20 protein-coding genes are annotated in these 22,881 nt (G+C 72.3%); 8 read left to right on the top strand and 12 right to left on the bottom strand.

Annotation, left to right across the window (positions count from 1 at the left end):
* Positions 1 to 146 precede the first annotated feature (146 nt).
* The 5 genes from HCN51_RS30545 to HCN51_RS30565 all read right to left on the bottom strand — a co-directional run bounded on the left by HCN51_RS30545 (position 147) and on the right by HCN51_RS30565 (position 8,558).
* A complete protein-coding gene (locus HCN51_RS30545) occupies positions 147 to 1,445 on the bottom strand; it encodes a hypothetical protein (protein WP_168014041.1) in 1,299 nt (432 codons plus the stop codon).
* Positions 1,446 to 1,496: 51 nt separating this feature from the next.
* Positions 1,497 to 2,789 carry a nucleotide disphospho-sugar-binding domain-containing protein gene (locus tag HCN51_RS30550; RefSeq protein ID WP_168014043.1) on the bottom strand — a complete coding sequence of 431 codons (1,293 nt, stop codon included), beginning with the start codon at positions 2,787 to 2,789 and terminating at the stop codon, positions 1,497 to 1,499.
* A gap of 93 nt (positions 2,790 to 2,882) precedes the next feature.
* The gene (locus HCN51_RS30555; protein WP_168014045.1) at positions 2,883 to 4,250 is read right to left on the bottom strand and encodes an MFS transporter; all 1,368 of its coding nucleotides are present in this window, start codon (positions 4,248 to 4,250) and stop codon (positions 2,883 to 2,885) included.
* Positions 4,247 to 6,847, bottom strand: a complete 2,601-nt coding sequence (locus tag HCN51_RS30560) for an MMPL family transporter (protein WP_168014047.1) — start codon at positions 6,845 to 6,847, stop codon at positions 4,247 to 4,249. The genes HCN51_RS30555 and HCN51_RS30560 overlap by 4 nt, the downstream gene beginning before the upstream one ends.
* On the bottom strand, positions 6,840 to 8,558 hold the full coding sequence (locus tag HCN51_RS30565) for a fatty acyl-AMP ligase (protein WP_168014049.1): 1,719 nt from the start codon (positions 8,556 to 8,558) through the stop codon (positions 6,840 to 6,842). The genes HCN51_RS30560 and HCN51_RS30565 overlap by 8 nt, the downstream gene beginning before the upstream one ends.
* Positions 8,559 to 8,742: 184 nt before the next feature.
* Here HCN51_RS30565 and HCN51_RS30570 point away from each other — a divergent pair, with 184 nt between their 5' ends.
* The gene (locus HCN51_RS30570) at positions 8,743 to 9,999 is read left to right on the top strand and encodes an MFS transporter (RefSeq protein WP_168014051.1); all 1,257 of its coding nucleotides are present in this window, start codon (positions 8,743 to 8,745) and stop codon (positions 9,997 to 9,999) included.
* Between the two features lie 15 nt (positions 10,000 to 10,014).
* Here HCN51_RS30570 and HCN51_RS30575 read toward each other — a convergent pair whose 3' ends face one another.
* The 3 genes from HCN51_RS30575 to HCN51_RS30585 form a co-directional block, all read right to left on the bottom strand.
* Positions 10,015 to 10,482 (bottom strand): hypothetical protein, encoded by a 468-nt coding sequence (locus HCN51_RS30575; protein WP_168014053.1) that lies wholly within the window; start codon positions 10,480 to 10,482, stop codon positions 10,015 to 10,017.
* Between the two features lie 138 nt (positions 10,483 to 10,620).
* Entirely contained in the window at positions 10,621 to 11,736 is a 1,116-nt protein-coding gene (locus HCN51_RS30580; protein WP_168014055.1) for an NAD(P)/FAD-dependent oxidoreductase, read from the bottom strand.
* A 39-nt stretch (positions 11,737 to 11,775) separates the two neighbouring features.
* Complete coding sequence (locus HCN51_RS30585; protein WP_168014057.1) at positions 11,776 to 12,336, bottom strand: hypothetical protein; 561 nt, start codon at positions 12,334 to 12,336, stop codon at positions 11,776 to 11,778.
* Positions 12,337 to 12,465: 129 nt separating this feature from the next.
* On the opposite strand from HCN51_RS30585, the gene HCN51_RS30590 reads away from it, so the two are divergent.
* The 7 genes from HCN51_RS30590 to HCN51_RS30620 all read left to right on the top strand — a co-directional run bounded on the left by HCN51_RS30590 (position 12,466) and on the right by HCN51_RS30620 (position 19,064).
* Positions 12,466 to 13,095 (top strand): IclR family transcriptional regulator, encoded by a 630-nt coding sequence (locus HCN51_RS30590; RefSeq protein ID WP_168014059.1) that lies wholly within the window; start codon positions 12,466 to 12,468, stop codon positions 13,093 to 13,095.
* Between the two features lie 90 nt (positions 13,096 to 13,185).
* Complete coding sequence (locus HCN51_RS30595; RefSeq protein WP_168014061.1) at positions 13,186 to 14,355, top strand: homogentisate 1,2-dioxygenase; 1,170 nt, start codon at positions 13,186 to 13,188, stop codon at positions 14,353 to 14,355.
* Positions 14,352 to 15,110, top strand: a complete 759-nt coding sequence (locus tag HCN51_RS30600) for a hypothetical protein (RefSeq protein WP_168014063.1) — start codon at positions 14,352 to 14,354, stop codon at positions 15,108 to 15,110. Before HCN51_RS30595 ends, HCN51_RS30600 begins: the two co-directional genes overlap by 4 nt.
* Complete coding sequence (gene fahA / locus HCN51_RS30605) at positions 15,107 to 16,210, top strand: fumarylacetoacetase (RefSeq protein WP_168014065.1); 1,104 nt, start codon at positions 15,107 to 15,109, stop codon at positions 16,208 to 16,210. The genes HCN51_RS30600 and fahA overlap by 4 nt, the downstream gene beginning before the upstream one ends.
* Positions 16,211 to 16,283: 73 nt before the next feature.
* Complete coding sequence (locus HCN51_RS30610) at positions 16,284 to 17,474, top strand: L,D-transpeptidase (protein WP_168014067.1); 1,191 nt, start codon at positions 16,284 to 16,286, stop codon at positions 17,472 to 17,474.
* 73 nt (positions 17,475 to 17,547) lie between these two features.
* The gene (locus HCN51_RS30615) at positions 17,548 to 17,979 is read left to right on the top strand and encodes an NfeD family protein (RefSeq protein WP_080047447.1); all 432 of its coding nucleotides are present in this window, start codon (positions 17,548 to 17,550) and stop codon (positions 17,977 to 17,979) included.
* A gap of 2 nt (positions 17,980 to 17,981) precedes the next feature.
* Positions 17,982 to 19,064: an SPFH domain-containing protein gene (locus HCN51_RS30620; RefSeq protein WP_168014069.1), complete on the top strand. Its 1,083-nt coding sequence runs from the start codon at positions 17,982 to 17,984 to the stop codon at positions 19,062 to 19,064.
* A gap of 44 nt (positions 19,065 to 19,108) precedes the next feature.
* Here the strand turns inward: HCN51_RS30620 and HCN51_RS30625 are convergent, their stop codons facing one another.
* The 4 genes from HCN51_RS30625 to HCN51_RS30640 form a co-directional block, all read right to left on the bottom strand.
* Entirely contained in the window at positions 19,109 to 19,693 is a 585-nt protein-coding gene (locus HCN51_RS30625) for a hypothetical protein (RefSeq protein ID WP_168014071.1), read from the bottom strand.
* Positions 19,690 to 20,277, bottom strand: a complete 588-nt coding sequence (locus HCN51_RS30630; RefSeq protein ID WP_168014073.1) for an RNA polymerase sigma factor — start codon at positions 20,275 to 20,277, stop codon at positions 19,690 to 19,692. The genes HCN51_RS30625 and HCN51_RS30630 overlap by 4 nt, the downstream gene beginning before the upstream one ends.
* A gap of 12 nt (positions 20,278 to 20,289) precedes the next feature.
* Complete coding sequence (locus HCN51_RS30635) at positions 20,290 to 21,495, bottom strand: Gfo/Idh/MocA family oxidoreductase (RefSeq protein ID WP_168014075.1); 1,206 nt, start codon at positions 21,493 to 21,495, stop codon at positions 20,290 to 20,292.
* 96 nt (positions 21,496 to 21,591) lie between these two features.
* Positions 21,592 to 22,734 (bottom strand): ROK family protein, encoded by a 1,143-nt coding sequence (locus HCN51_RS30640; RefSeq protein WP_168014077.1) that lies wholly within the window; start codon positions 22,732 to 22,734, stop codon positions 21,592 to 21,594.
* Positions 22,735 to 22,881: the final 147 nt, after the last annotated feature.

The raw sequence follows: 22,881 nt of genomic DNA on the forward strand, positions 1-22,881 counted from the left end.
GCGCTTCTCGTCCCGGCGCCGGTGCTCCAGGTGCGGTCAGACAAACCCCGCCCGGCCAGACACACCCCTCCACACAAACGAGAAGGCCGGGTGCCGCCCCGTTGGTGGGGCGGCACCCGGCCTTCTCGCATTCGCGCGTCGGCGGCTCAGGAGGTGTGCAGGTACACCTGGCCGAACACCTCCGACAGGTTCTTCAGGTCCGTGGCCAGGTCCACCTCGGGGTGGGCCGGGTCGTACACGGTGGCCAGGCGCGGCTTGATCGTGCCGAGCTTCTTGAGCTGCTCCCACGTGGTGTTCGCGGCCCATTTCTCGCCGTACACGCGGCTGACCTGCCCCTGGTCGTTCTGCCAGCGCGTCCACAGGGTGACGGTCTCGGCGGCGTCCTGGCGCAGCGGCGCGGCGATGCGCTCAGCGATGGCCTTGGTGACCTGCTCCTCGGTCAGCGCGGAGGAGCCGGCGGCGGCGAAGGAGGCGTCCTCGGCGGCGATCTGCGCGTAGGCGTCCCAGGCGCGGGCCTGGACCTGCGCCCACTGGTTGCGCTGGGCCGTGGCGGCGTCGATCTTCCAGGTGGCGTACTCGGTGGCGAGGTGGCCGCTGTCGAGGGCGAGCTGGTCGATGTAGCCCTTGCTCAGCCAGGCGCCGATGCGCTCGGGGTCGAGCAGCGGGTACTTCTTGGTCAGCTCGGCCGTGCAGCTCGTGTCCGCGCCGCAGCCGAGCACCGGCACCACCGTGTGCGCGGCCAGCTTCTTGCCCGGCAGCAGCGTGCGCAGCGTGGTCGCGGCCTCGGAGACGAACTTGTCGAGCTCGTCAGCCGTGGCGAACGTCTGGTTGTAGCCGAGCTGCGAGGTGAACCGGACGCCCACGACGCCGGGCTGCGTGGCGACCAGCGCGGCGACCTTCTTGGCGGCCTCGGCGAGCTTGCCGGCCTTGTAGTCGTCGGCCAGCTCGGTGTCGATCCAGACCCGCATGGTGGTCTGCGTCTGGGCCATGGTCTGCGTGGCCTGGCCGGCCGGGGTGGCCTGGGCGGCGGTCTTCTCGGCGGCGGTGATCGTGTTCGGGTCGACGTAGCACTGCTCGCCGTTCTGGCACTCGGGCGTGCCGCCGTCCTCGGCGCCGGGCACGTCGGGGGAGTCGACGTCGTGGAGCTGGCCGTCACCCTCGGCGTCGGTCGGGCAGGAGTTGCCCTCCTCGCCGCAGTCGATCATGATCGGCGGGATCGGCGCGGCGTTCTCCATGTTCTCGCCGTCGTTGCCCAGCCAGAACAGCGCCGTGTCCAGCGCCTCCTCCGGCGTGTTCAGCCAGGTGCACACGACATAGGACGGGGTGCCGGGCGGCAGCTCGTCGTTGCAGTTCCTGTCGCCGTCCTCCGCATGCGCGGGGACACCGATGCCCAGCAGCGAGAGGGTGAGACCGATGATGAAGACCTGCCGTAGCCGCCGTCTCATGGCACCTAACTTCCAGGGGTGATCGTGGGCATATGAACAATATCCGGACGATCAAGGACGATCAATGAGATCTACGGCGTTCTTCACGCCATGCTCAACACGTAGTAGCCGTCCCAGTCGTACGGCGTTCTCCCGATATTCACTTGTGTCGATCAGGCGAGCCGCCAACTCGTCCCTGGTGAGCCGGGTCACCGGCAGCGGCGGCGGCCCCACCCCGAGCGCCGCCACCCGCCTGCCCCAGAACGGCTGATCGGAGAAGAACGGGCACACCACATTCGGCACCCCCGCCGCCAGCGCCGTCCCCGTCGTCCCCGCCCCGCCGTGGTGCACGACCGCCGCCATCCGCGGGAACAACCACTCGTGCGGCACCTCCCCCACCACCCGCAGATCGTCGCCCTCCTCCACCGGCAACCCCTGCACGACCCCCCGCACGCGCGCCCGCCGCAACGCCCCGGCCACCTCGGCCGCCAACCGCTCCGGCTCATCCGGCACCATGCTCCCGAACCCCACGAAAACCGGCGCCGGCCCGCTTTCCAGAAAATCCTCAATTTCGCCGCATGCCCTTTCCGCCGCACCCGGCAGCCGCCAATAACCGGTCATATGCACCTGCTCCGGCCAATCGGCAGGCCGAGGAACGACCAGCGGGCTCACCCCGCACAACACCGGCACCCGCGCCCGCCGGTCCGCCACGAACGGGCTCCCCCGCAACGGCCCCAGCCCCAGAACGCCCGACCGCAGCCGGTTCACCATGCGCCCGAGCACCAGCCAGCCGAGCCGCTCCACCACCGCGTAACTGGCCCGGTTCCCGAGCGGCCCCAGGGTCGTCAACGGCACCAGCGGGTTCGGGAACTCGCGGGTCGGCTCGCTGGGCTGGAACTGCAGGATCCGGTACGGGATGCCGTACCGGTCGTGCAGGTGCCTGCCGAAGGCGCCCAGGGCGGGAGCGAGCACCAGCTCCGCACCCGCGCAGGCCGCGTCCACCTCCTGGACGAGCCGGGCGGCCATCGGCTCGACCACGGTCCTGAACCCGCGCACGAACCCCAGCGGCCCGCTCCGCAACCACCGCCGCCCCTCCTCACTCTCCACCACCGCCACCGGATCCACGCTGAGCCCCACGAACGCCACCCCACTACTTCGGCCGGCACCTCCCGCCAGGCGCGGGTGCGCGGGCCGGTCGGCGCGTCCGGCAGGCCAGGCGTGCCGGTCGGCGCGCTCGGCCAGCCAGGCGTAGCGGGCGGCCGCGACCAGCGTGACCGCGTGCCCGCGCGCGGCCAGCTCCGCCGCGAGCGCCGCGCACGGCTGCGTGTCCCCTCGCGACCCGAACGCCAGCACCGCCACCCTCACGCCGGCACCACCGCTCTCACGTCGGCACCACCGCTCTCACGCCGGCACCACCGTCCTCATGGGACCACCGTCCTCATGGCAGCACCGTCACCCTCATGGCAGCGCCACCAGGCTGATCAGCGCCCCGGCCAGCACCAGACCGGCCGCCACCAGGAGCCCGGCCGCGTAGCCGGTGGCGAAGTTTCCGGAGGCGTGCACGATCACGCCGACGGCAGCGATCCCGAAGAGTCCCGAAATTTCACGACTCACGGAGAAGATCCCGCCCGCGACCCCGGCCCTCGGCTCCGGTACGGCACCCAGCACCGCCGACCCGAGCGGCATGGTCAGCGCCGACCCCACCCCGATCGCGCACACGGCAGGCAGCAACCGCCCCCACCCGTCCCCGGCCTCCAGCGTCGCGGCGAGCGCCATCCCCCCGGCCACCAGCACGAGCCCGGCCGCCACCGTCCGCCCGGCGCCCAGCCACCGCCCCACCAGCGGCACGACCGGCGTGACGACCACCACCAGCAACGCCAGCGGCACGAACGCCACCCCGGAGTCGGTCGGCGTGAACCCGAGCACCCCTTGCAGGAAGATCGCGGTGTAGAAGAACACCCCGTTGACCCCGAGCCCCCAGAGCACCTGAGCCGCCACCCCGCCCGCGAAGCTGCGCACCCTGAACAGCCCCAGCTCCACCATCGGCTCCCGAGCCCGCCGCTCGGCCACCACGAACGCCGCCCCGCCACCCGCGCACACGATGAGCGCCACCACGGCCGGCACCGACGCCCACCCGTGGGCGCCACCATGGATGAGCGCGAAGGTCCCGGCGCCCAGAAACACCACCGACGCCACCACCCCGCCCCCATCCAGCTCCCGCCCGCCGCCCGCGCCACCCTCACCGGCCGGTACGGCCACGGCGGCCAGCACGATGATCACCGCTCCCAGGGGCACGTTGGCCAGGAACACCCAGCTCCAGTGCGCGTGCTGGCTGACGTAACCGCCCGCCACCGGCCCGAGCGCCAGCGCCGCCGCCCCCGACGCCATCCACACGGCCACTCCCGTCGACCGCTGCCGCTCCTCCCGCCCGGCCAGGACGGCGAGCGTCGCGGGCAGGATCAACGCCGCCCCCGCCCCCTGCGCCAGCCGCGCCGCCACCAGCACCTCGACGGACCCCGCCAGCCCCGCGCCGAGCGAGGCCACCGTGAACACCGCCAGCCCGGCCACCAGCACCCGCCGGTGCCCGTGCACGTCGGCCAGCCGGCCGCCGGCGAGCATGAGGCCCGCGAACGTCAGGATGTACCCGGTCGCCACCCACTCCAGCGCGGCCAGGCTCGCGCCGAGGTCACGCTGGATGCTGGGGACGGCGACGGTGACGACCGTGTTGTCCAGCGTGGTCAGGAAACCGGCCAGCCCCGTGACGAGGAACAGCGGCCACACCCGGGTGGTTCGCCGCCCCGCCCGGCCCACGGCGAGGCTGCTCATTCGTCCACCTCCACCCACGTCCACCCGCCGCCGGGCAACGGCCGCACCTCCCGCGCGCGCCGCTCCACGACCCGCACCCACCCGGCCCGCCGCCCCTCCCCGGCCTCCGCCTTGCCCTCTGGCTCGGTACGCCGTGCGGGATCGTACGGGTGCGCCCGCAGTGCGGGTCGCGCGACTTCAGGGGGCGGGACGGCGATCGGCACGGGATCGGTGTCCGCCCCGAAGACGGCCGGCCGCCCCTTGACGGTCACGACGAACGGCACCTCCTCAGGCAGGGCACCCGAGGCCGCGGCGCTCCCGGGCGCGGCGCTTGCGGGCGGCGGCGCGATGGCACGTGGCCCTCCCGTGCCAGGCGGCGTCACTGCGGCGGGACGTGACGCGGACGCGACCTCGGGGACCGAAACCCCGGCGGCGGGGGCGGGGGTGTGGAGGTCGATGCGTTGGTGGAAACGGCGCCAGGACCGGGGCAGCCACCAGTTGGCCCCGCCCATCAACCGCATCGAAGCAGGCACCAGCAAGGCCCGCACCAGCGTCGCGTCGACCACGATCGCCACGAACATCCCCACCCCGAGCAGCTTCACGATGGCGATCCCGGCGGTGGAGAAGGCGCCGATGACGACGAGCAGGAGCAGAGCGGCGCTGGTGATGACGCCGCCCGTCTGTTGCAGCCCGGCGGCCACGGCGGCGGTGTTGTCGCCGGTGCGCAGCCACTCGGCCCGCACCCGCGACAGCAGGAACAGCTCGTAGTCCATGGACAGCCCGAACACGACGGCCAGGATGAGCACGGTGACGGTGGCCTCGATGGCGCCGGTGGAGGTGAAGCGCAGGGCGGAGGCGAGGTGGCCGTCCTGGAAGGCCCAGACGATGACGCCGAACGAGGCTCCGATGGACAGCACGTTCATCAGCAGGGCCTTGAGGGGCAGCACGAGCGACCCGAACGCGGCGAACAGCAGGACCGCCGTGACCGAGCACACGACCAGCGCCATCCACGGCAGGGTGGCGGCGAGGCTGTCCTGGAGGTCGAGTTGGGCGGCGGTGGGGCCGCCGACGACGACGCGCCGCACGTCCGGCTCGGGCGGGAGAGCGCGGATGGCGCGGACGAGGGCTCGGGCGGCGTCGGACATGGGGTCGGAGGCGTAGCGGACGGCGAGCCGGACGGCCCCGTTCGGCTGGGACAGCCCGGCCACCTCGACGCCGGTGACGCCGGGCAACCGCTCCAGCCGCCGGACGAGCGGCCGGACGTCCAGGGGGCTGATCGGGGTGACGGCGCTGATCGGGGTGTGTCCCTGGCCGAGCGGCCCGGGGAGCGGCGGCGGGTCGGTGAAGGTGCGTTCGACCAGGACGTGGACGTCGATCGCGGCCATGGCGTTGCGGGTGAAGTCCCGGTCGAGGGTTTCGGCGACGCGGCGGCTCTCGGAGGTGGCGGGCAGCACGCGGTGGTCCACGTTCCCGAACTTGACGTGCAGGAACGGCACGGCCAGCGCCACCAGCGCGACGGTCACCGCGACCAGGTAGAGGAGGGGCCGCCGCATGACGCTGGAGGCGACGGCGTGCCACAGCCCGCCGGCGCGGCGCGGCCCGAAGTCGGGGGTGAGGCGCAGCGCGTTGACGCGCGGCCCGAGCACGCCGAGCACGGCGGGCAGCACGATGAGCGCGGCCGCGACGGCGACGAGCACCACGGCGGCGGCGCCGAGCCCGATCGAGCGCAGGAACATCTGCGGGAACAGCAGCAGCCCCAGCAGTGCCGTGGCGACGGTCAGCCCGGAGAAGGCGACGGTGCGGCCGGCGGTGGTCATGGTCCGCACGACGGCCTGCTCGTTGGTGGCTCCGCGGGCGATCTCCTCCCTGAACGCCTTGAGCACGAACAGCGAGTAGTCGATGGCCAGGCCGAGCCCGAGCATGGTCACGACGTTCAGCGAGAAGACGGACACTTCGGTGACGGAGGTGAGCAGCCGCAGCAGCACGAGCGCGCCGAGCACGGCGAGCAGCCCCACGACGAGCGGCAGCCCGGCCGCCACGAGGCTGCCGAACACCACGACGAGCAGCACCAGCAGCACCGGCATGGAGATGGCCTCGGCGCGGGCGAGGTCGGCGGCGGTCTGGTCGTTGAGCTCGGTCAGCAGCGGCACGGAGCCGCCGACGGACACGTAGAGGTTCTCGACGTTCCTGAGCCGGTCGGCGATGGCGGCGTAGGCGCGCTGCTCGTCGCCTTTGAGGGTGACGACGGCGTACGTGGCGTGGCCGTCCCGGGAGACCATGTTCTTGGATCCGGTCGTCCAGTACGTGGCCATCGCCCGCACGTACCTGGCCGGGAGGGCGCGCAGCGAGTCGTGCACGGCGGCCTTGTAGCGGGCGTCGCGCACCTTGACGGTGGGGTGCCGGTAGAGGACGACGACGTCGGGGGCGTGGCCGCCGTACCAGTCGTCGGTCCAGCGGGCGGCGGTGGTGGAGTCGGCGCGCGGGTCCTCGAAGCCGCCGTCGGCCATCCGGCCGAACAGCTCCATGCCGAGCGGCGCGACGAGGACGGCCGCCGCGAGGGTCAGTGCCAGGAGCGTCCAGCGGCTCCGGTAGACCAGGCGGCCCGCCGACTCAAACAAACAGGCCCTCCAGGTACGCCCGCAGGCACGCCTGGCGGGCGATCTTGCCGCTGGACGTTCTCGGCAGGGTGCCGGCGGTGGTCAGCACGAAGTCGTGCACGGACAGGTCGTGATATTTCCGGACGGCCGCCCGTACGGACCGCGCGACCTCCCCCGCATCGGCCCCTTCCCCGCCCCGCGACCGCTCGGCCACCACGACCACCCGCTCCCCCGCCTCTCCGGGAACAGGCCCCACCACCTCTCCCGGGCCTGGGGTCACGGCGTCGCCGGGCACGGCGAAGGCGGCGACGCGGTCGCGGCGGATCGCCGGGTGGGCCTCCTGGGCGGTGGCCTCGATGTCCTGCGGGTAGTGGTTGCGGCCGTCCACGATGATCAGGTCCTTGATGCGCCCGGTGACGTAGAGCCGCCCGTCGTGCAGCACGCCCAGGTCGCCGGTGCGCAGCCACGTCCCCCCGGCCTCCTCCAGCACGGCCCCGAACACCTCGGCACTGCGTGCCGGGTCGCGCCAGTAGGCGCGGGCCACGTTCGGCCCCTGCACCCAGATCTCGCCCACCTCGCCGTCGGGCCGGGCCCGCGAGGAGGGGCCGACGACGCGGACCCGCTGGCCGTAGGGCTGCCCGCAGGACACCAGGCGCGTGCCCGTCGCGGCAGGGACCGCGCGCCCATCGCGGAGCGCGTCGCGGTCGAAGGTGGTGACGACCGGCCGCTCGTCCCGGCCCGTCGCGGTGACGAAGACGGTGGCCTCGGCCAGCCCGTACGCGGGCGTGTGCGCCTCGGGCCGCAGCCCGCACCCGGCGAAGGCGGCGTCGAACGCCTCGATCGCGCCGGGCCGCACCGGCTCGGCGCCGTTCAGCATGACACGGACGCCGGACAGGTCCAGCCCGGCCTTCTCCTCGGGGGTGACGCGGGCGGCGGTGTACTCGTAGGCGAAGTTGGGCCCGGCGGTGAACACGTCCCCGAACTCCGACAGCAGCCGCAGCCAGCGCACCGGCCGCATCACGAACGCCACCGGGTCCATGAACGCCGCCTGGTTCCCGCCCATCATCGGCATCGCCACGGTGGCGACGAGCCCCATGTCGTGGAAGAGCGGCAGCCACAGGGCCGCGACCGACGTCCTGGGGGTGGCTCTGAACAGCTCCCAGAGCTGGGTGGCGTTGGCGGTGAGGTTGCCGTGGGTGATCTCGACGCCGGCGGGGGTGCGGGTGGAGCCGGAGGTGTATTGCAGGTAGGCGAGGTCGCCGGGGTGGAAGGGCGCCGGCTCCCACTCGTCGGCCAGCAGGTCGGAGACGGTGTCCACGGCGAGCACGTGCTTGGGGGCCTGGGCGGTGGCGAGGAAGTCGGTGACGCCGGGCAGGGCGGCGGTCGTGGTCAGCACGATCACGGGGTCGGCGTCGGCGTAGGCCCCGGCCAGCCGCTCGCCGTGGCCGGGCAGCCCGGGTGCGAACAGCGGCACCGCGACGAGCCGGGCGTACAGGGTGCCCAGCATCGCCACCACGTAGTCGAGCCCCTGCGGCACGAGCAGCGCCACCCGGTCGCCGGGCCCGGCGAGCTCGCGCAGCCGGACGGCCAGCGCTCTGGCCTTGAGGTCGGCGCGCCCCCAGGTGACCGTGTGCCGGGCGCCGCCCCCGAGGTGGTCGACGAACGTGTACGCGGGCTCTTTCGGGAGCTCCCGGGCCCACCGGGCCACCTGTGCGAGCAACATGTCGCGCATGCCTGGTCCCCTCACCGTGAGCAGGACCTAGCAAATTACGGGAGGAAGCGGACGTGATTCTTGCCCGGGACCGGCACAATCCGCAGCCGGTCTTGTTGCTCGGGTGACAAGAAATAACCAGACGACACAGCACATTCCGTGCGGCAGAATGACAGGGTTTGGGCAGCTTGGGGGGTTCGAGGTCATGCATGGCTATCTGGGCGATCTCGGCCTGCTGAGAGACCGCCGCTTCGCGCTCCTGCTGTCCGCGCGCACGATCTCCGTGCTGGGCAGCGCGTTCGCCCCCGTCGCGCTGGCGTTCGGCGTGCTCAACCTGCCCGGCGCCGACGCCTCCACCCTGTCGGCGGTGCTCACCGCCGAGTCGCTGCCCATGATCGCGTTCATGCTGGTCGGCGGCGTGATCGCGGACCGGCTGCCGCGCCACCGGGTGATGATGGCCGGCGAGTTCGTGATGGCGTCCGGGTTCTTCGCCCTGGGCGCCATGCTGCTCACCGGCTGGACCCCGCTGCCCGCGCTGATCGCGGCGGCGGCGCTGTCCGGGGTGGCGACGGCGGTCACGTTCCCCGCGCTGACCGGGATCATCCCCGAGGTCGTCCCCCTCGACCGGCTGCAGACCGGCAACGCGCTGCTCGGCCTGGGCGCGAACGCCTCCCGCGTCGCGGGCGCGGTGCTCGGCGGCGGCATGGTCGTGCTGTTCGGCGGGGGCTGGGCGCTGGTCATGAGCGGCGCGTTGTTCGCCGCGGCGGGCGTGCTGGTCGCGCTGCTGCGACTGGAGCCGGGCGACCGCCGGCGGGGCGAGGCCCGCTCCGTGCTGGCCGACCTGCGCGACGGATGGCGGGAGTTCAGCTCCCGGCAGTGGATCTGGGTGGTGGTCGCCCAGTTCTCGCTGCTGGTCATGGCCATCCAGGCCGCGCACGGCGTGCTCGGGCCGCTGCTGGCCAAGGAGAGCCTGGGCGGGCCGCTGGCCTGGTCGGGGTTCCTGGCCGGCGAGGCCGTGGGGACGATCGCCGGCGTGCTGATCTCGCTGCGGCTGCGCCCGAGCCGGCCGATCCTGCTGGGGGTGCTGCTGTGCCTGCCGACGGCGCTGCCGTACGTGCTGCTCGGGCTGGACGCGCCGCTGTGGGTGATCGTGGCCGGCGCGTTCGTGTTCGGGGTCTGCTTCGACGTGTTCGGCGTGCTGTGGCAGACCACGATGCAGCGCGAGATCCCGGCGGAGTCGCTGTCGCGGGTCAGCTCGTACGACATCCTCGGCTCGATGATGTTCGGCCCGATCGGGCTGCTGCTGGCCGGGCCGGCGGCGGGCTGGTTCGGCACCGAGGAGTCGCTGCTCGGCTGCGCGGTCATCATCGTGATCTCCACGCTGGCCGCGCTGCTGTCACCCGGCGTGCGCGGCCTGCGCGCACCCCGGCCGCAGGCGGCCGCGCACGCCGACCTGAGGTAGCCACGGGGCCGTCGCTCACGCCGACCTGAAGAAGGCGTTGGCCCTGGGCTGGAACATCAGCGCCACGCCGCCCAGCACGGCCAGCACGTGCAGGGTCCGGCTGGCGGCGAACGCCCAGGTCATCGCGTCCGCCCCGGCCATTGCGCCGGTGATCGAACCGCCCGCGAGCAGGTACTGGATCGGCTCCATGACCAGCGAGAGCGTGCCGAACACGCCGAGCGTCCCGGCCAGCGTCCAGCGGGCCCAGTTGGCGCCGCCCTTCAGCTTCAGCGCCAGGAACACCGCCCCGGCGAACACGGCCAGCCGGAACCCGGCCTGCGGCAGCAGGTCGAGCACCGGCGTGCCCTCGTAGAGCAGCTTGCCGATCATCAGCACGGCCTCGAACGCGCCGAACGCGACGGCCGCCAGCCACAACATGGCGGCGGTGTGCACGACGGGCGGGACGGCAGGGGTCTGGAGCTTGGCGACGGTGGTGGTGCTCATGGCGGGCCTCCTGAGAAGTGGTGATGCCTCAGTCTCCGCCGCGCGGCCCGCCCGGATCATGCCCGCCGTCCCCCGAGTCGGGGTAAGGCGCGCCCTACCTCCACCGGTCGCCTGTCCGCAGGTCAGGTAGGGGACGCCCTACCCGACGTGGCCGCTGGTCCGCAGGCCGCGGGTGGGCAGCCGCTCGTGCGGGCCGAAGCGCGGGTCGGGCGCGTGGGTGCCGTCGAGCACGCCCGCCACGTACGCGGCCAGCGCCGGCGCGTGCTTGAACCCGTGCCCGGAGTCCCCGCCCAGCAGCCACGCTCCGGGCGACCTCTCGGCGAGCAGCCATTCGGCGTCGGGCGTGAGCGCGTACTGGCAGACCTGGCTGAACAGCACCGGCGCCCCGGCCAGCGCGGGGAAGCGGTGCCCGAGGTAGCTCGCGGCCCGCTCGACGCTGTCGGCGTCGACGGCGCGGCTGTCGTGCTCGGGCTCGTACGGCCGTCCCTCGGCGTCGGAGGTGGACTTCATGCCCACCCCGTCCACGTCGCCGTGCCCGTAGGCGGAGACGTCGTAGTCGAGCCAGGCCGGCGTCTCGGGGACGGACCAGGCGGGCGGCACGGCGAAGTGCAGGGTGTCCTGCTTCGTCACGGTGATCGGCAGCCCGTCGAAGAGCTGCGGCAGCCAGGCGCCGCACGCCCACACGACCCGGTCGGCGCGGTGGATCTCGCCGTCGATCTCGACGGCGGCTTGCTCGGGTACGGGCAGCGCCCGCGCCCTGACCACCCGGGCCCCGGCGTCCTCGGCCAGGCCGGCGGTGACCTGGGTGGCCCGCCTGGCCCTGATCACGCCGGCGTTCGGCTCGCGCAGCACGAAGCTGAGGTCGTCGCCGCGGAAGTCGGGGAAGAACCGGGCGCCGTCGGCCGGATCCAGCACCTCACACGGGATGTCCAGATTTTTCAGTACTTGGGCGCTGGCGTGCTCCCACCCGTCCGGCCTCCTGGCGAACCACAGCACGCCCGACTCCAGGTAGAGCCGCTCCCCCGCCCGCTCGCCGAGCCGCCGCCAGCCGTCCCTGGCCTCCCAGGCGCGGCGGGCGTACCAGTCGTCGGCCCCGTGCGCGCAGCGCAGCAGCCGCGTCTCGCCCGCGCTGGCCTGCCGGACGTGCCCCGGCTTGTGCTGCTCGACCAGCGTCACCCGCCAGCCGGTTTCGGCCAGCCGCAACGCCAGTGACGACCCCCAAATACCCGCTCCGACCACAATGACCGATTTCATACGACCACCGTGACCGCAAACCGGCTTCCCCGACAAGGGTCAGACGATGATCAGCCGGACCACGACGCCCGCGCAGTTGCCCGCCACGCAGATGCGGACCGGCACCTCGGAGATGCCGGGCGCGGCCGGAACGCCGCCCACGTGCCCGTCGGGGCCGATGCTCACGCCCTCGGGCACCTTGTCATGGTCGGTCACGGTGAAGGTGGGCACGACGCCGGCGGGGCCGCCGTTGATGCCGATCTCGCCGTTCAGAGTCGTGCCGGCCCGGCCGGGGAAGGTCAGCTCGCGCGGCTCCCACGGCACGTTGGCCAGCACCACGAGCGTGACGTCCTGCTCGTGGCAGGACCGCCCGGAGCAGACCTGCACGGTGGCCACGAACGTGCCGGAGCGCTGCGGCGTGCCGTACAGGTGGCCGCTCGGATCGACCCTGACGCCGACCGCCAGGTAGGACGGGCGGAAGGTGACGCCCTTGACGGTGGGCAGCAACCACTGGCTCACCTCGATGCCCACCGTGAGGTAGAACGTGTCCTCCACGAGGCTCTGGTCGGCAGGGGTCTCGCGGGCCACCTGCATCATGGGGGTGGTGGTGAGCGAGGGCATGGCAGGCGAAAGGGCGCACATCGCCATCCCGGCAAGCAGGAGAACCCACCTTTGCCGCATGATTACCCCCCGGCTCCTCTACGCCGATACGTACCCCCATCACCGTGCGGCGTCACTACATTCGGTCGCATGGCCGCTGAATCAGCTCAGACCCTGGAGCGCGGGCTCCGCCTGCTCAGACTGCTCGCCGACGGCAAGGGCGGGCGCACGCCGACGGAGCTGAGCGCCGAGCTGTCGCTGAGCCGTCCCGTGGTGTACCGGCTGCTGACGACGCTGCTGAGCGAGGGGTTCGTGCGCAGGGACGCCGAGGGGCGGGTGCACCTCGGGTTCGGGGTGCTGGCGCTGGCCCAGGCGGTGCAGCCGCTGCTGCGGGCGGCGGCGGTGCCGACGCTGCGGCGGCTGGCCGAGCAGGTGGGGGCGACGGCGCACCTGACCGTGGCCGAGGGCGACGACGGGCTGGCCGTCGCGGTGGTGGAGCCGTCCTGGACGGACATGCACGTGGCCTACCGCGAGGGCTCGCGCCATCCGCTGGCCAGGGGCGCGGCGGGGCAGGCGATCCTCGCCCTGCGGGAGGGGCGGCACGACTACTTCGTGACTGAGGGGCAGTTGCAGGAGGGGGCACGTGGCGTCGCCGCGCCCGTGACCGGGCTGCCGTGGCTGGAGGCGTCGGTGGGGGTGGTGACGTTCGGGCCGCTGGCGGAGTCCACGGGGCCGCGGGTGGTGGCGGCGGCGGCCGAGCTGGCCGCCGCGCTGTCCTGAGCCGGGTTGACATCCGCGCACGCATAGCAGACGGTAGTCACAGATAGAGGACACTTCCGTCCGATAGTCGGACAGGCAGGGGAGGGCCGGATGCCGTACTACCGGGTCGTGGGAGAGGTGCCGCGCAAGCGGCACACCCAGTTCAGGCGGCCGGACGGCGGTCTGTACGCGGAGGAGCTGATGGGCGAGGAGGGCTTCTCGTCCGACTCCTCGCTGCTCTACCACCGCTACCTGCCGACCGCGATCGTCAAGGCCGAGGCCGTCACCCCGGCCACAGGCACCCGCCTGGAGCCCAACCTGCCGCTCTCACCGCGCCACTTCCGCACCCAGGACCTCTCCAGCGCCGGCGACCTGGTCTCCGGCCGCATCCTGCTGGCCGGCAACGGCGACGTCCGATTGTCGTACGCGACCAGCGACCGGCCCAGCGAGCTCTACCGCAACTCGATGGGCGACGAGTGCGTGTACGTCCAGCGCGGCCGGGTCCGCTTCGAGTCCACGTACGGCGTGATCGAGGCCGGCGAGGGCGACTACGTCGTGATCCCGACCGGCACCATCCACCGCTGGGTCCCCCAGGGCACCGCGAACGTGCTGGCCATCGAGGCGTCCGGGCACATCAGGCCGCCCAAGCGCTACCTGTCGCAGTACGGCCAGTTCCTGGAGCACGCGCCCTACTGCGAGCGCGACCTGCGCGCCCCGTCCGAGCCGCTCGTCGTCGAGGGCGAGGAGGTGCCGGTGCTGGTGCGCACGCGCGGCGGGCTGACCAGGCTCGTCTACCGCAACCACCCCTTCGACGTGGTGGGCTGGGACGGCTACCTCTACCCGTTCGCGTTCAACATCGAGGACTTCGAGCCGATCGTGAAGAAGACGCACGCGCCGCCGCCGGTGCACCAGACGTTCGAGGGGCCGGGGTTCGTGGTGTGCTCGTTCTGCCCGCGGCCGCTCGACTACCACCCCGAGGCCGTGCCGATCCCGTACAACCACCACAACGTGGACTCCGACGAGTTCATGTTCTACGTCGGCGGCGACTACTCGGCCCGCGCCGGCTCCGGCATCGACGTCGGCTCCATCTCGCTGCACCCGGCCGGCTTCACGCACGGGCCGCAGCCCGGCGCGGTGGAGGCGGTCATCGACGCGGTCTCGCGCGGCGTCACGACGACCAGTGAGGTGGCCGTCATGGTGGACACGTTCCGCCCGCTCGACCTCGGCCAGGGCGCGCTGTCCTGCGAGGACCCCGGATACGCCTGGACCTGGGCACGATGAACCTCTACACCGCACTCATCGACGACGCCGGCCTGTTCCCGCCGACGTCCCTGCACATGGACGAGGCGCTCGCCCGCAACGAGCGCGACCTGGAGCGGGGCAGCGACGTCCTGACCCACCGCTTCCTCTGCCCGGCCAGCCGCCTCGACCGGCTGCGCGCGCGGGACTACCGGCCGCGCCGGATCGGCCTGATCGCCGACACCAGCGAGCTGCCCGACTGGGGCGACCTGCCGGTCGACTACGTCGAGACGCGCCTGCCGCCCGACACCTCCGTCGCCGAGCTGGCGGACACGCTGGGGCTGCGCGACGGCGTGCGGCTGTTCGCCGAGGTGCCGGCCCGCAAGACGGCCATGGACGTGCCCGACGGCGTCGGACTGAAGGTGCGCTGCGGCGGCACCACCGCCGAGGAGTTCCCGCCGGTGGAGCACCTGGGGCAGTTCATCAGGTCGTGCGCGGAGAGCGGCATCCCGTTCAAGGCCACGGCCGGGCTGCACCACGCCGTCCGCCACTTCGACCCCTCGCTCGGCGTCGACCGGCACGGCTTCCTGAACCTGTTGCTGGCCGTCTGCGAGGCCGTGGAGGGCCGCGACCCGGCGCCGGTGCTGCGCACGACCGACGTGGGCCACCTGGTCAGGCTGGCGCACGCCGTCCAGCAGGACACGGCGGAGCGTGCCCGGCAACTGCTGGTGAGCTACGGCTCGTGCAACACCAGCGCTCCCCTGGAGGACCTGCGCACGCTGGGGCTGATCTCATGAGCTGGGGTGTGGACAACCTGCCGTACGGGGTCTTCTCCTGCCCGGGGCAGCGGCCCAGGGTGGGCGTCAGGTACGGCGACAAGGTGCTCGACCTGGCCTCCGCCCTGCACGACGAGGTCTTCGCCACCCCCTCGCTGAACCCGTTCATGGCCAGGGGCCGCGCGGCCTGGCACGACACCAGGGCGCTGATCCAGACCAAGCTGACCAGCGACAGGTTCGTCACCGACCGGCACCTGATCCCGCTCGACCAGGTGCGGCTGCACCTGCCGTTCGAGGTGGCCGACTACGTCGACTTCTACTGCTCGCTCGACCACGCCAGCAACATCGGCAAGATCTTCCGGCCGGGCTCGGAGCCGTTGCAGCCGAACTGGCGGCACCTGCCCGTCGGCTACCACGGCAGGTCGGGCACGGTCGTGGTGTCCGGCACGCCGATCAGGCGGCCGCAGGGGCAGCTCGGGCCCGGGGTGTTCGGGCCGTGCCAGAAGCTCGACATCGAGGCGGAGCTGGGGTTCGTGGTGGGCGTGCCGACCTCGATGGGCTCGCCCGCCGGCGCGTTCGAGGACCACGTGTTCGGGGTGACGCTGGTCAACGACTGGAGCGCGCGCGACATCCAGTCGTGGGAGTACGTGCCGCTGGGGCCGTTCCTGGCCAAGTCGTTCGCCACGTCGATCTCCCCCTGGGTGACGCCGCTGGAGGCGCTGCCCAGGATCCCCGGCCGGGCGCAGGATCCGGAGCCGGCGGCGTACCTGCGCCGGCAGGCCGACTGGGGGCTGGACATCGAGCTGGAGATCGTGCTCAACGGCGAGGTCGTGTCGCGGCCGCCGTACTCGGCGATGTACTGGACGCCCGACCAGATGCTCGCGCACCTGACCGTGAACGGGGCCTCGCTGCGCACCGGCGACCTGTTCGCCAGCGGCACGATCTCCGGGCCCGAGCAGGGGGAGCGCGGCTCGCTCATCGAGCTGACCTGGAACGGCACCGAGCCGATCAAGCTGCCGGGCGGCGAGACCCGCACGTTCCTCCAGGACGGCGACACAGTGACGATCCGGGCCAGTGCGGCGGGGCTGACGTTGGGGGAGGTTTCCGGAACTGTCGGATAGCTGACTCAGCGTGCTTGCGCCGTGACTCACCGCTACCCTTGGAGCTTCCCTTCCCTCGGAAAGCAGGAGTCACATGCGGCATGCCGCGACGTTTTGTGTCGCCTTTCTCCTGGTCTGCGGGTGCCTGCTCCTGGTCGGCGGCTGCGGCTCGGGCGCGGTCGAGACGCCCGCGGCGCCGCCGGTCGTGCAGGTGTGGCCGCCGTTCGACGCCAAGCGCGCCCGCACCGATCACGGCCTGGTGATCAAGGCGCAGGGCGGCACGCTGAGCCAGGTGCTGGTCTACGAGGGCGGCGAGCCGGTGCCGGGCCGGCTCGACGACACCCGCACGACGTGGCGTACCGACTGGACCCTCCAGCCCGCCGCCGAGTACACCGTGACCGCCACCGCCATCCGCGAGGGCGCGCCCGCCACGGTCGCGATGGGCCGCATCCGCACCAGGAGCGCCGCGAAGACGTTCCAGGTGGCCGCCACCGCGCCGCTGCCGGGAGAGACGGTCGGCGTCGGCATGCCGATCGTCATCGACTTCGACGCCCCCATCGAGGACAAGGCGGCCGTCGAGCGCACGCTGGAGGTGCGGGCGCAGACCCCGGTCGAGGGCGCCTGGCGGTGGACCAGCGACACGCAGGTGGTCTACCGCACCCGGCGGCTGTGGCAGCCGCGGCAGCGGGTCACGGTCACCGCGCACCTGGCCGGCGTGCGCGCCGGCGACGGCCTGTACGGCGCCACCGACTCCACCTTCTCCTTCGCCGTCGGCCGCAGGCAGACCAGCACCATCGACACCCGGACCCACCAGATGGTCGTCCTGCGCGACGGGAAGGTCGCCCAGCGCATGGCCATCAGCGCCGGCATGGCCACCACCACCGAATACACCACGACCAGCGGCATCCACCTGACCATGGACAAGGGAAATCCGGTCCGGATGATCTCCCCCGGCCGCGAAAAAGGCGATCCCGGTTTTTACGACATGATGATCGACCACGCGGTGCGCATTTCCAACAGCGGCGAATACGTGCACGCCAAGGACAACGTGTGGGCCCAGGGCCGGTCCAACGTCAGTCACGGCTGCGTCAACGCCCGGCCCGACCAGGCGGCCTGGTTCTACGCCACCTCCCTGCGCGGCGACCCGGTCACGATCACCGGCACCGACCGGATATTGGAATGGAACAACGGATGGGGTTTCTGGCAGCTCTCGTGGGAGAAATGGCGGCAGGGAAGCGCGTTGCGTGACGCCGGCACCCCAGGTGAGAGGGTGCCGCAGCGCTGATATCGGGATTACGGTAGAGAGGGAGGAACCGCACGCCGGCGCAGGCCCGTTGTCCTATCAGGAGGGCCAGGACATGGATGAATGGATCATCTGGATAATCCTCGCAGTCGTCCTCGGCGTGGCCGAAATCTTCACGCTCACGGCCTCACTCGGCCTGCTCGGCGTCGCGGCCCTGCTGACCGCCGCCACCGCGGCCATCGGGCTGCCCGTCCCCCTGCAGTTGATCTTCTTCGCCGTGTCCTCGGCGGCCGGCCTGCTCGTGCTCAGGCCGATCGCGATGCGTCATATCAGACAGCCGCCGCTGCAGCGGTTCGGCGTGGAAGCGCTCGTCGGTAAACCCGCGTACGTCGTGGCCGAAGTGACGGGCCGCGACGGCCGCGTGCGCATCGGGGGCGAGGAATGGTCGGCGCGCGCCTACGACGAGACGCTGGTGATCCCCACAGGGGCGACCGTCGACATCATCGAGATCGAGGGAGCGACAGCCCTCGTATATCCCCGGGAGTGACCATGGATCCGCTCTTGCTGGTCGGACTGTTCGTCATACTCTTCGCCGTGCTGACCCTGCTCAAAGCGGTGCGGATCGTCCCGCAGGCCCGAGCCCGCAACGTCGAGCGCCTCGGCCGCTACCACCGCACTCTCAAGCCGGGCCTCAACTTCGTCATCCCGTACGTCGACCGCGTCTATCCCATGATCGACCTGCGTGAACAGGTCGTCTCCTTCCGGCCGCAGCCCGTCATCACCGAGGACAACCTCGTCGTCGAGATCGACACCGTCCTCTACTTCCAGGTGACCGACCCGCGGGCGGCGGCGTACGAGATCGCCAACTACATCACCGGCGTCGAGCAGCTCACCGTCACCACGCTGCGCAACGTCGTCGGCTCCATGGACCTGGAGAAGACCCTCACCTCCCGCGACACCATCAACAGCCAGCTGCGCGGCGTCCTCGACGAGGCCACCGGCAAGTGGGGGCTGCGCGTCAACCGCGTCGAGATCAAGGCCATCGACCCGCCCAAGACCATCAAGGACGCGATGGAGAAGCAGATGCGGGCCGAGCGCGACAAGCGGGCCGCGATCCTCAACGCCGAGGGCCAGCGGCAGTCGCAGATCCTCACGGCCGAGGGTGACAAGCAGAGCCGCATCCTGCGGGCCGAGGGCCAGCGCACGGCCGCGATCCTGGAGGCCGAGGGCCAGTCGCGCGCGATCGACCAGGTCTTCCAGGCCGTGCACCGCAACGACCCCGACCCGAAGCTGCTGGCCTACCAGTACCTCCAGGTGCTGCCGCAGCTCGCGCAGGGCGACGGCAACACGTTCTGGGTGATCCCCAGCGAGGTCACCTCGGCGCTGCAGGGCGTCTCGAAGGCGTTCACGGAGGCGCTGCCGCGCTCGGCGGCCACCCGCGAGGAGGTGCCGGAGAGCTCGGCCGCCGAGGAGGAGGCGGCCAAGGCGGCGGAGGCCGCGGCCGAGGCCGTCGCCGACGCCCAGGAGGCGGAGAGCCCCAATGGCCCCCGGCAGATCACGCAGCGGGTCGACGAGCCCTCCCCGTTCCCCGACCTCGACCTCGACAAGAAGCCGTCGGAGGCCGAGCGCTGAGCCCGGCGCCGGTGCCGGCCGCTCAGGGCCGGCACCGGCGGGGGTCAGTGCGACAGTGGCGCTTCGGTCGTGTCCACCAGGGTGCAGTCGGCGATCGGCCCCTCGCCCACCCTGGCCCAGATGCCCGCGACGATCCCGCCCTTGGCGGTCTCCGAGACGCTGAACTCCAGCACCCCGGTCTGGTCCGGCCCGATCACCCGGGGATCGATGACGAAGCCGGGCCCGGCCTCCTCAGGCGTGGGGAACACGCTCAGCGGGGCCTCCTCCGAGCTGAGGAAGTGGCTGCTGCGAGGCTGCGGGCTGCACTTCTTGCCCATGGGGATGTAGTCCACCACCACGTTCGCCCCCATCTCCCGCAGGTCCGCCTCCAGCTTGTCGGGATCCTTGGCCTCGTGGATGTCGATGTGGATCAGCCCGTCGGGCAGCTTGGCCACCGCATAGGCCGGTGAGCCGCCCAGCAGCAGCGGCACGGCCACCGCGGCGGCGGCCGCCAGGCCCAGGGCGGGGGCCAGGACGGCGAGGCGGGGCAGGCGGCGCCTGCGCGGGGTGCGGTCGATCTCGGTCATCACGAACTCCTTGAGCAGTCGGCGACGGCCCTCGGGAAGATCACGTTCGGCCGGCCAGTTCATCGGATCTCCTCCTTGTCGGGGCCTCGGTCACCTGATGACTGTCTCGGCGCGGGCGGTGGTTCCCCCGCGCCGGCGAGTTTCTTGCGAGCCCGCGAGAGCCGGGACCTGACCGTGCCCACGGGGATGCCGAGCGCGTGCGCCGCCTGGGCGTAGTCGAGACCCGCCCACACGCACAGCGCGAACACGTCCTGCTCCTGGCGGCGCAGGCCGTCGTACGCGGTGCGGACGGCGGCCAGCCGCTCCGCGTCGTCGATGCGGCCCACGACCTCGTCGGCGAAGTCCGGCACCACGTCGCCCCTGGGCATCCTGGCCAGCGCGTCGTCATGCCGGCGGGCGGTCCTGCGCAGGTTGCGGTGCACGTTCGTCGCGATGCCGAGCAGCCAGGGCCGCAGCGAGCCGCCCTCGTGATCGATCTTCCCGCGCAGGCGCCACGCCTCCAGGAACGTCAGCGCCATCACGTCCTCGGCGGTCGACCAGTTGCCGGTCAGGCGGAAGGCGTGGTTGTAGACGGCCTTCGAGCACTCGTCGAAGAGCTCCCCGAAGGCCGCCTGGTCCCCGCCACGTATTCGAGCACGTAATGACATATCCACATATGTCTACTGTCCGGGCGCGCCGCCCGGTTCCGTCTGGTCCCGCACCTGGCCGCGGTCGAAGTACGCGGCCAGGTCCGCGTCCAGCGGCGGCACGTCGTACGGCGTGCCGCCGTCGCGCAGCGACATCGTCGCCATGTACCCGGCCGCCACGCTCATCCGGGCCGCCACCGGCGAGGTGTCCGTCACCCCGCCGTCCCTGACGAACCTCAGGAACTCCGAGACGATCTCCATGTCGGCGCCCCCGTGCGAGCCCGTCGCCTCCGGCACCTTGTACGCGATGTCGCAGTCGTCCCGGTAGCCGGTGGGCCCGGTGTTCCAGACCTTGACGGTGTCCCCCGGCCCGTCGCCGAAGTTCTCCAGGCGGCCCTCGGTGCCGATCACCGTGTAGTTGCGCACGTAGTCGGGCGAGAAGTGGCACTGCTGGTAGGCCGCGATGACGCCGTTGTCCAGGCGCATGTTCATCACCGACACGTCCTCGACGTCCACGACGTGGTGCAGGTCCTTGCGCGCGGTGGGCGGCCACTCGTACTGCTGCAGCCAGCCGTCGGGCCGCGGGGTGCCGGGCGCGCGGCGCGGCAGGTCGCCGTAGAGCATGAGGTCGCCGAGGGCGTTCACCCTGGTCGTGTAGCCCCCGGCGAGCCAGTGGATGACGTCGAGGTCGTGCGCCGCCTTCTGCAGGAGCAGGCCGGTGGTGCGGGTGCGGTCGGCGTGCCAGTCCTTGAAGTAGTAGTCGCCGCCGTACGAGACGAAGTGGCGCACCCACACGGTCTTCGGCTCGCCGATGACGCCCTTGGCGATGATGTCGCGCATCAGCCGCACCACGCCCATGTGCCGCATGTTGTGCCCCACGTACAGCCGGGTGCCGCTCTCGCGGGCGGCGCGCAGGATGGTGTCGCAGCCCTCGACCGTGATGGCCATCGGCTTCTCCAGGTAGACGGCCTTGCCGGCGCGCAGGCAGTCGACGGCCAGGCGTTCGTGCGTGTCGTCGGGCGTGTTGACCACGAGGGCGTCGAGGTCGGGGCGGTCGAGCAGCTCGCGGTAGTCCTGCGTGAGGAAGTCCGCCTCGAACGTGCCCGCCTGCCGCTTGAGCACCGCCGGGTCGGAGTCGCACAGCGCGGCCACGACCGCGCCCCTGCCGGGCCGGTGCGCGGCCCGGGCGAGGCTGGTGCGCAGGCCGAGGCCGATCACTCCGAGGCGCAGGTCTTCCACGGGCGTTCCTTCCGCTCGATTAACTCAAGGCGTCGACTTAAATCATGTCCTGCTAAGCAAACTTGAGCAATAGGGCCGCTTAAGTGACAGTTTCCGTCAGGACGGTTGCGTAAAGAGGTGCCGGTCGGCGTGGTCGAGCGCCCACCTGACCGCACCGAGCGCGACGCACTCGCCGCCCAGGGCCGAGGCGACGACCACCGGCGGGTGGAGGCACACCTCCGCGAACAGCTCCCTGATGGGCTCGATGAGCAGGTCACCGGCCTTCGACAGGCTGCCGCCGATCACCACCATCTCGGGGTCGAGCGGGTTGACGACCGTGATCAGGCCCTCGCCGAGGTGGCGGGCGAAGGCCCGCACGGCCCGCGCGGCCTGCTCGTCGCCGGCGCGGGCGCGCTCGATCGCGAACCGCGCGGCCTCGCGCTGCGAGCGCATCTCGCCGGGCTCCACCGCGATCGCGTACTCCGTCATGTGCCGGTAGGCCCGCCAGTGGTCGCCGGGCTGCCGCCCGATCTCGCCCGCGGCCGCGTGCGCGCCCCGGTGCGGCCGGCCGTCGATGAGCAGCCCCAGGCCGAGCCTGCTGCCGGCGAACAGGTAGACCACGTCGCTGCGGCCGCGCGCCCGGCCGCGCCAGTGCTCGGCCAGCACGGCCAGGCGCATGTCGTTGTCCACCAGCACCGGCGCCGGGATCCGGCGCGACAGCTCGCCCCGCAGGTCGAGCCCCGTCCATCCGGCCAGCACGACGCTCTTGACGACCCGGCCCGAGCCGTCGACCATGCCCGTGGTGCCGACACCCACGGCGGTCAGGTCCGGCACGGCCAGCCCGGCCTCGGCCGCCACGGCGCCGACCAGCTCCGCGACGGCGTCGAGCCGGTCGCCGGCAGTCATCGACGGATGGTGCGGCACCCGGCGCTCGGCCACCACCGTGCCGTCGAGGTCCGTCACCATGGCCCGCAGCCACGACGCGCCCACGCCCACCCCCGCCACGTGCCCGGCCGCGGCACGGAAGCGGAAGCGCCGGGCCGGCCGCCCGCGCCGGCGGTCGCCCTCCTCCTCGCCGCACTCCTCGGCCCACCCCTCGGCGAGCAGGCCCTCGACGATCACCTCGGCCGTCGGCCTGGACACCCGGGCCGCCCGCGCCAGCTCCGACAGCGTGGCGACGCCGCTCTCCCGCAGGACGCGCAGGATCGCCGCCGAGTTGAGCCTGCGCAGGAGGGAGGCGTCCCCGCTCTGCTGTCGCACCCGACCTCCAACCGGTTATCGCAAGAGATTTGGCTAATTCTGCCAGGTACGGGGGTCGCGTGAAGCAGAGCTGTGGGGGCACTTAAGAACTCCTCGATGGACACCTCCCGTGCCGGGCGGGCACAGTGCACTAGGTTCGTAAGGGGA

The organism is Nonomuraea composti, assembly GCF_012034275.1.
Lineage (GTDB): Bacteria > Actinomycetota > Actinomycetes > Streptosporangiales > Streptosporangiaceae > Nonomuraea > Nonomuraea composti.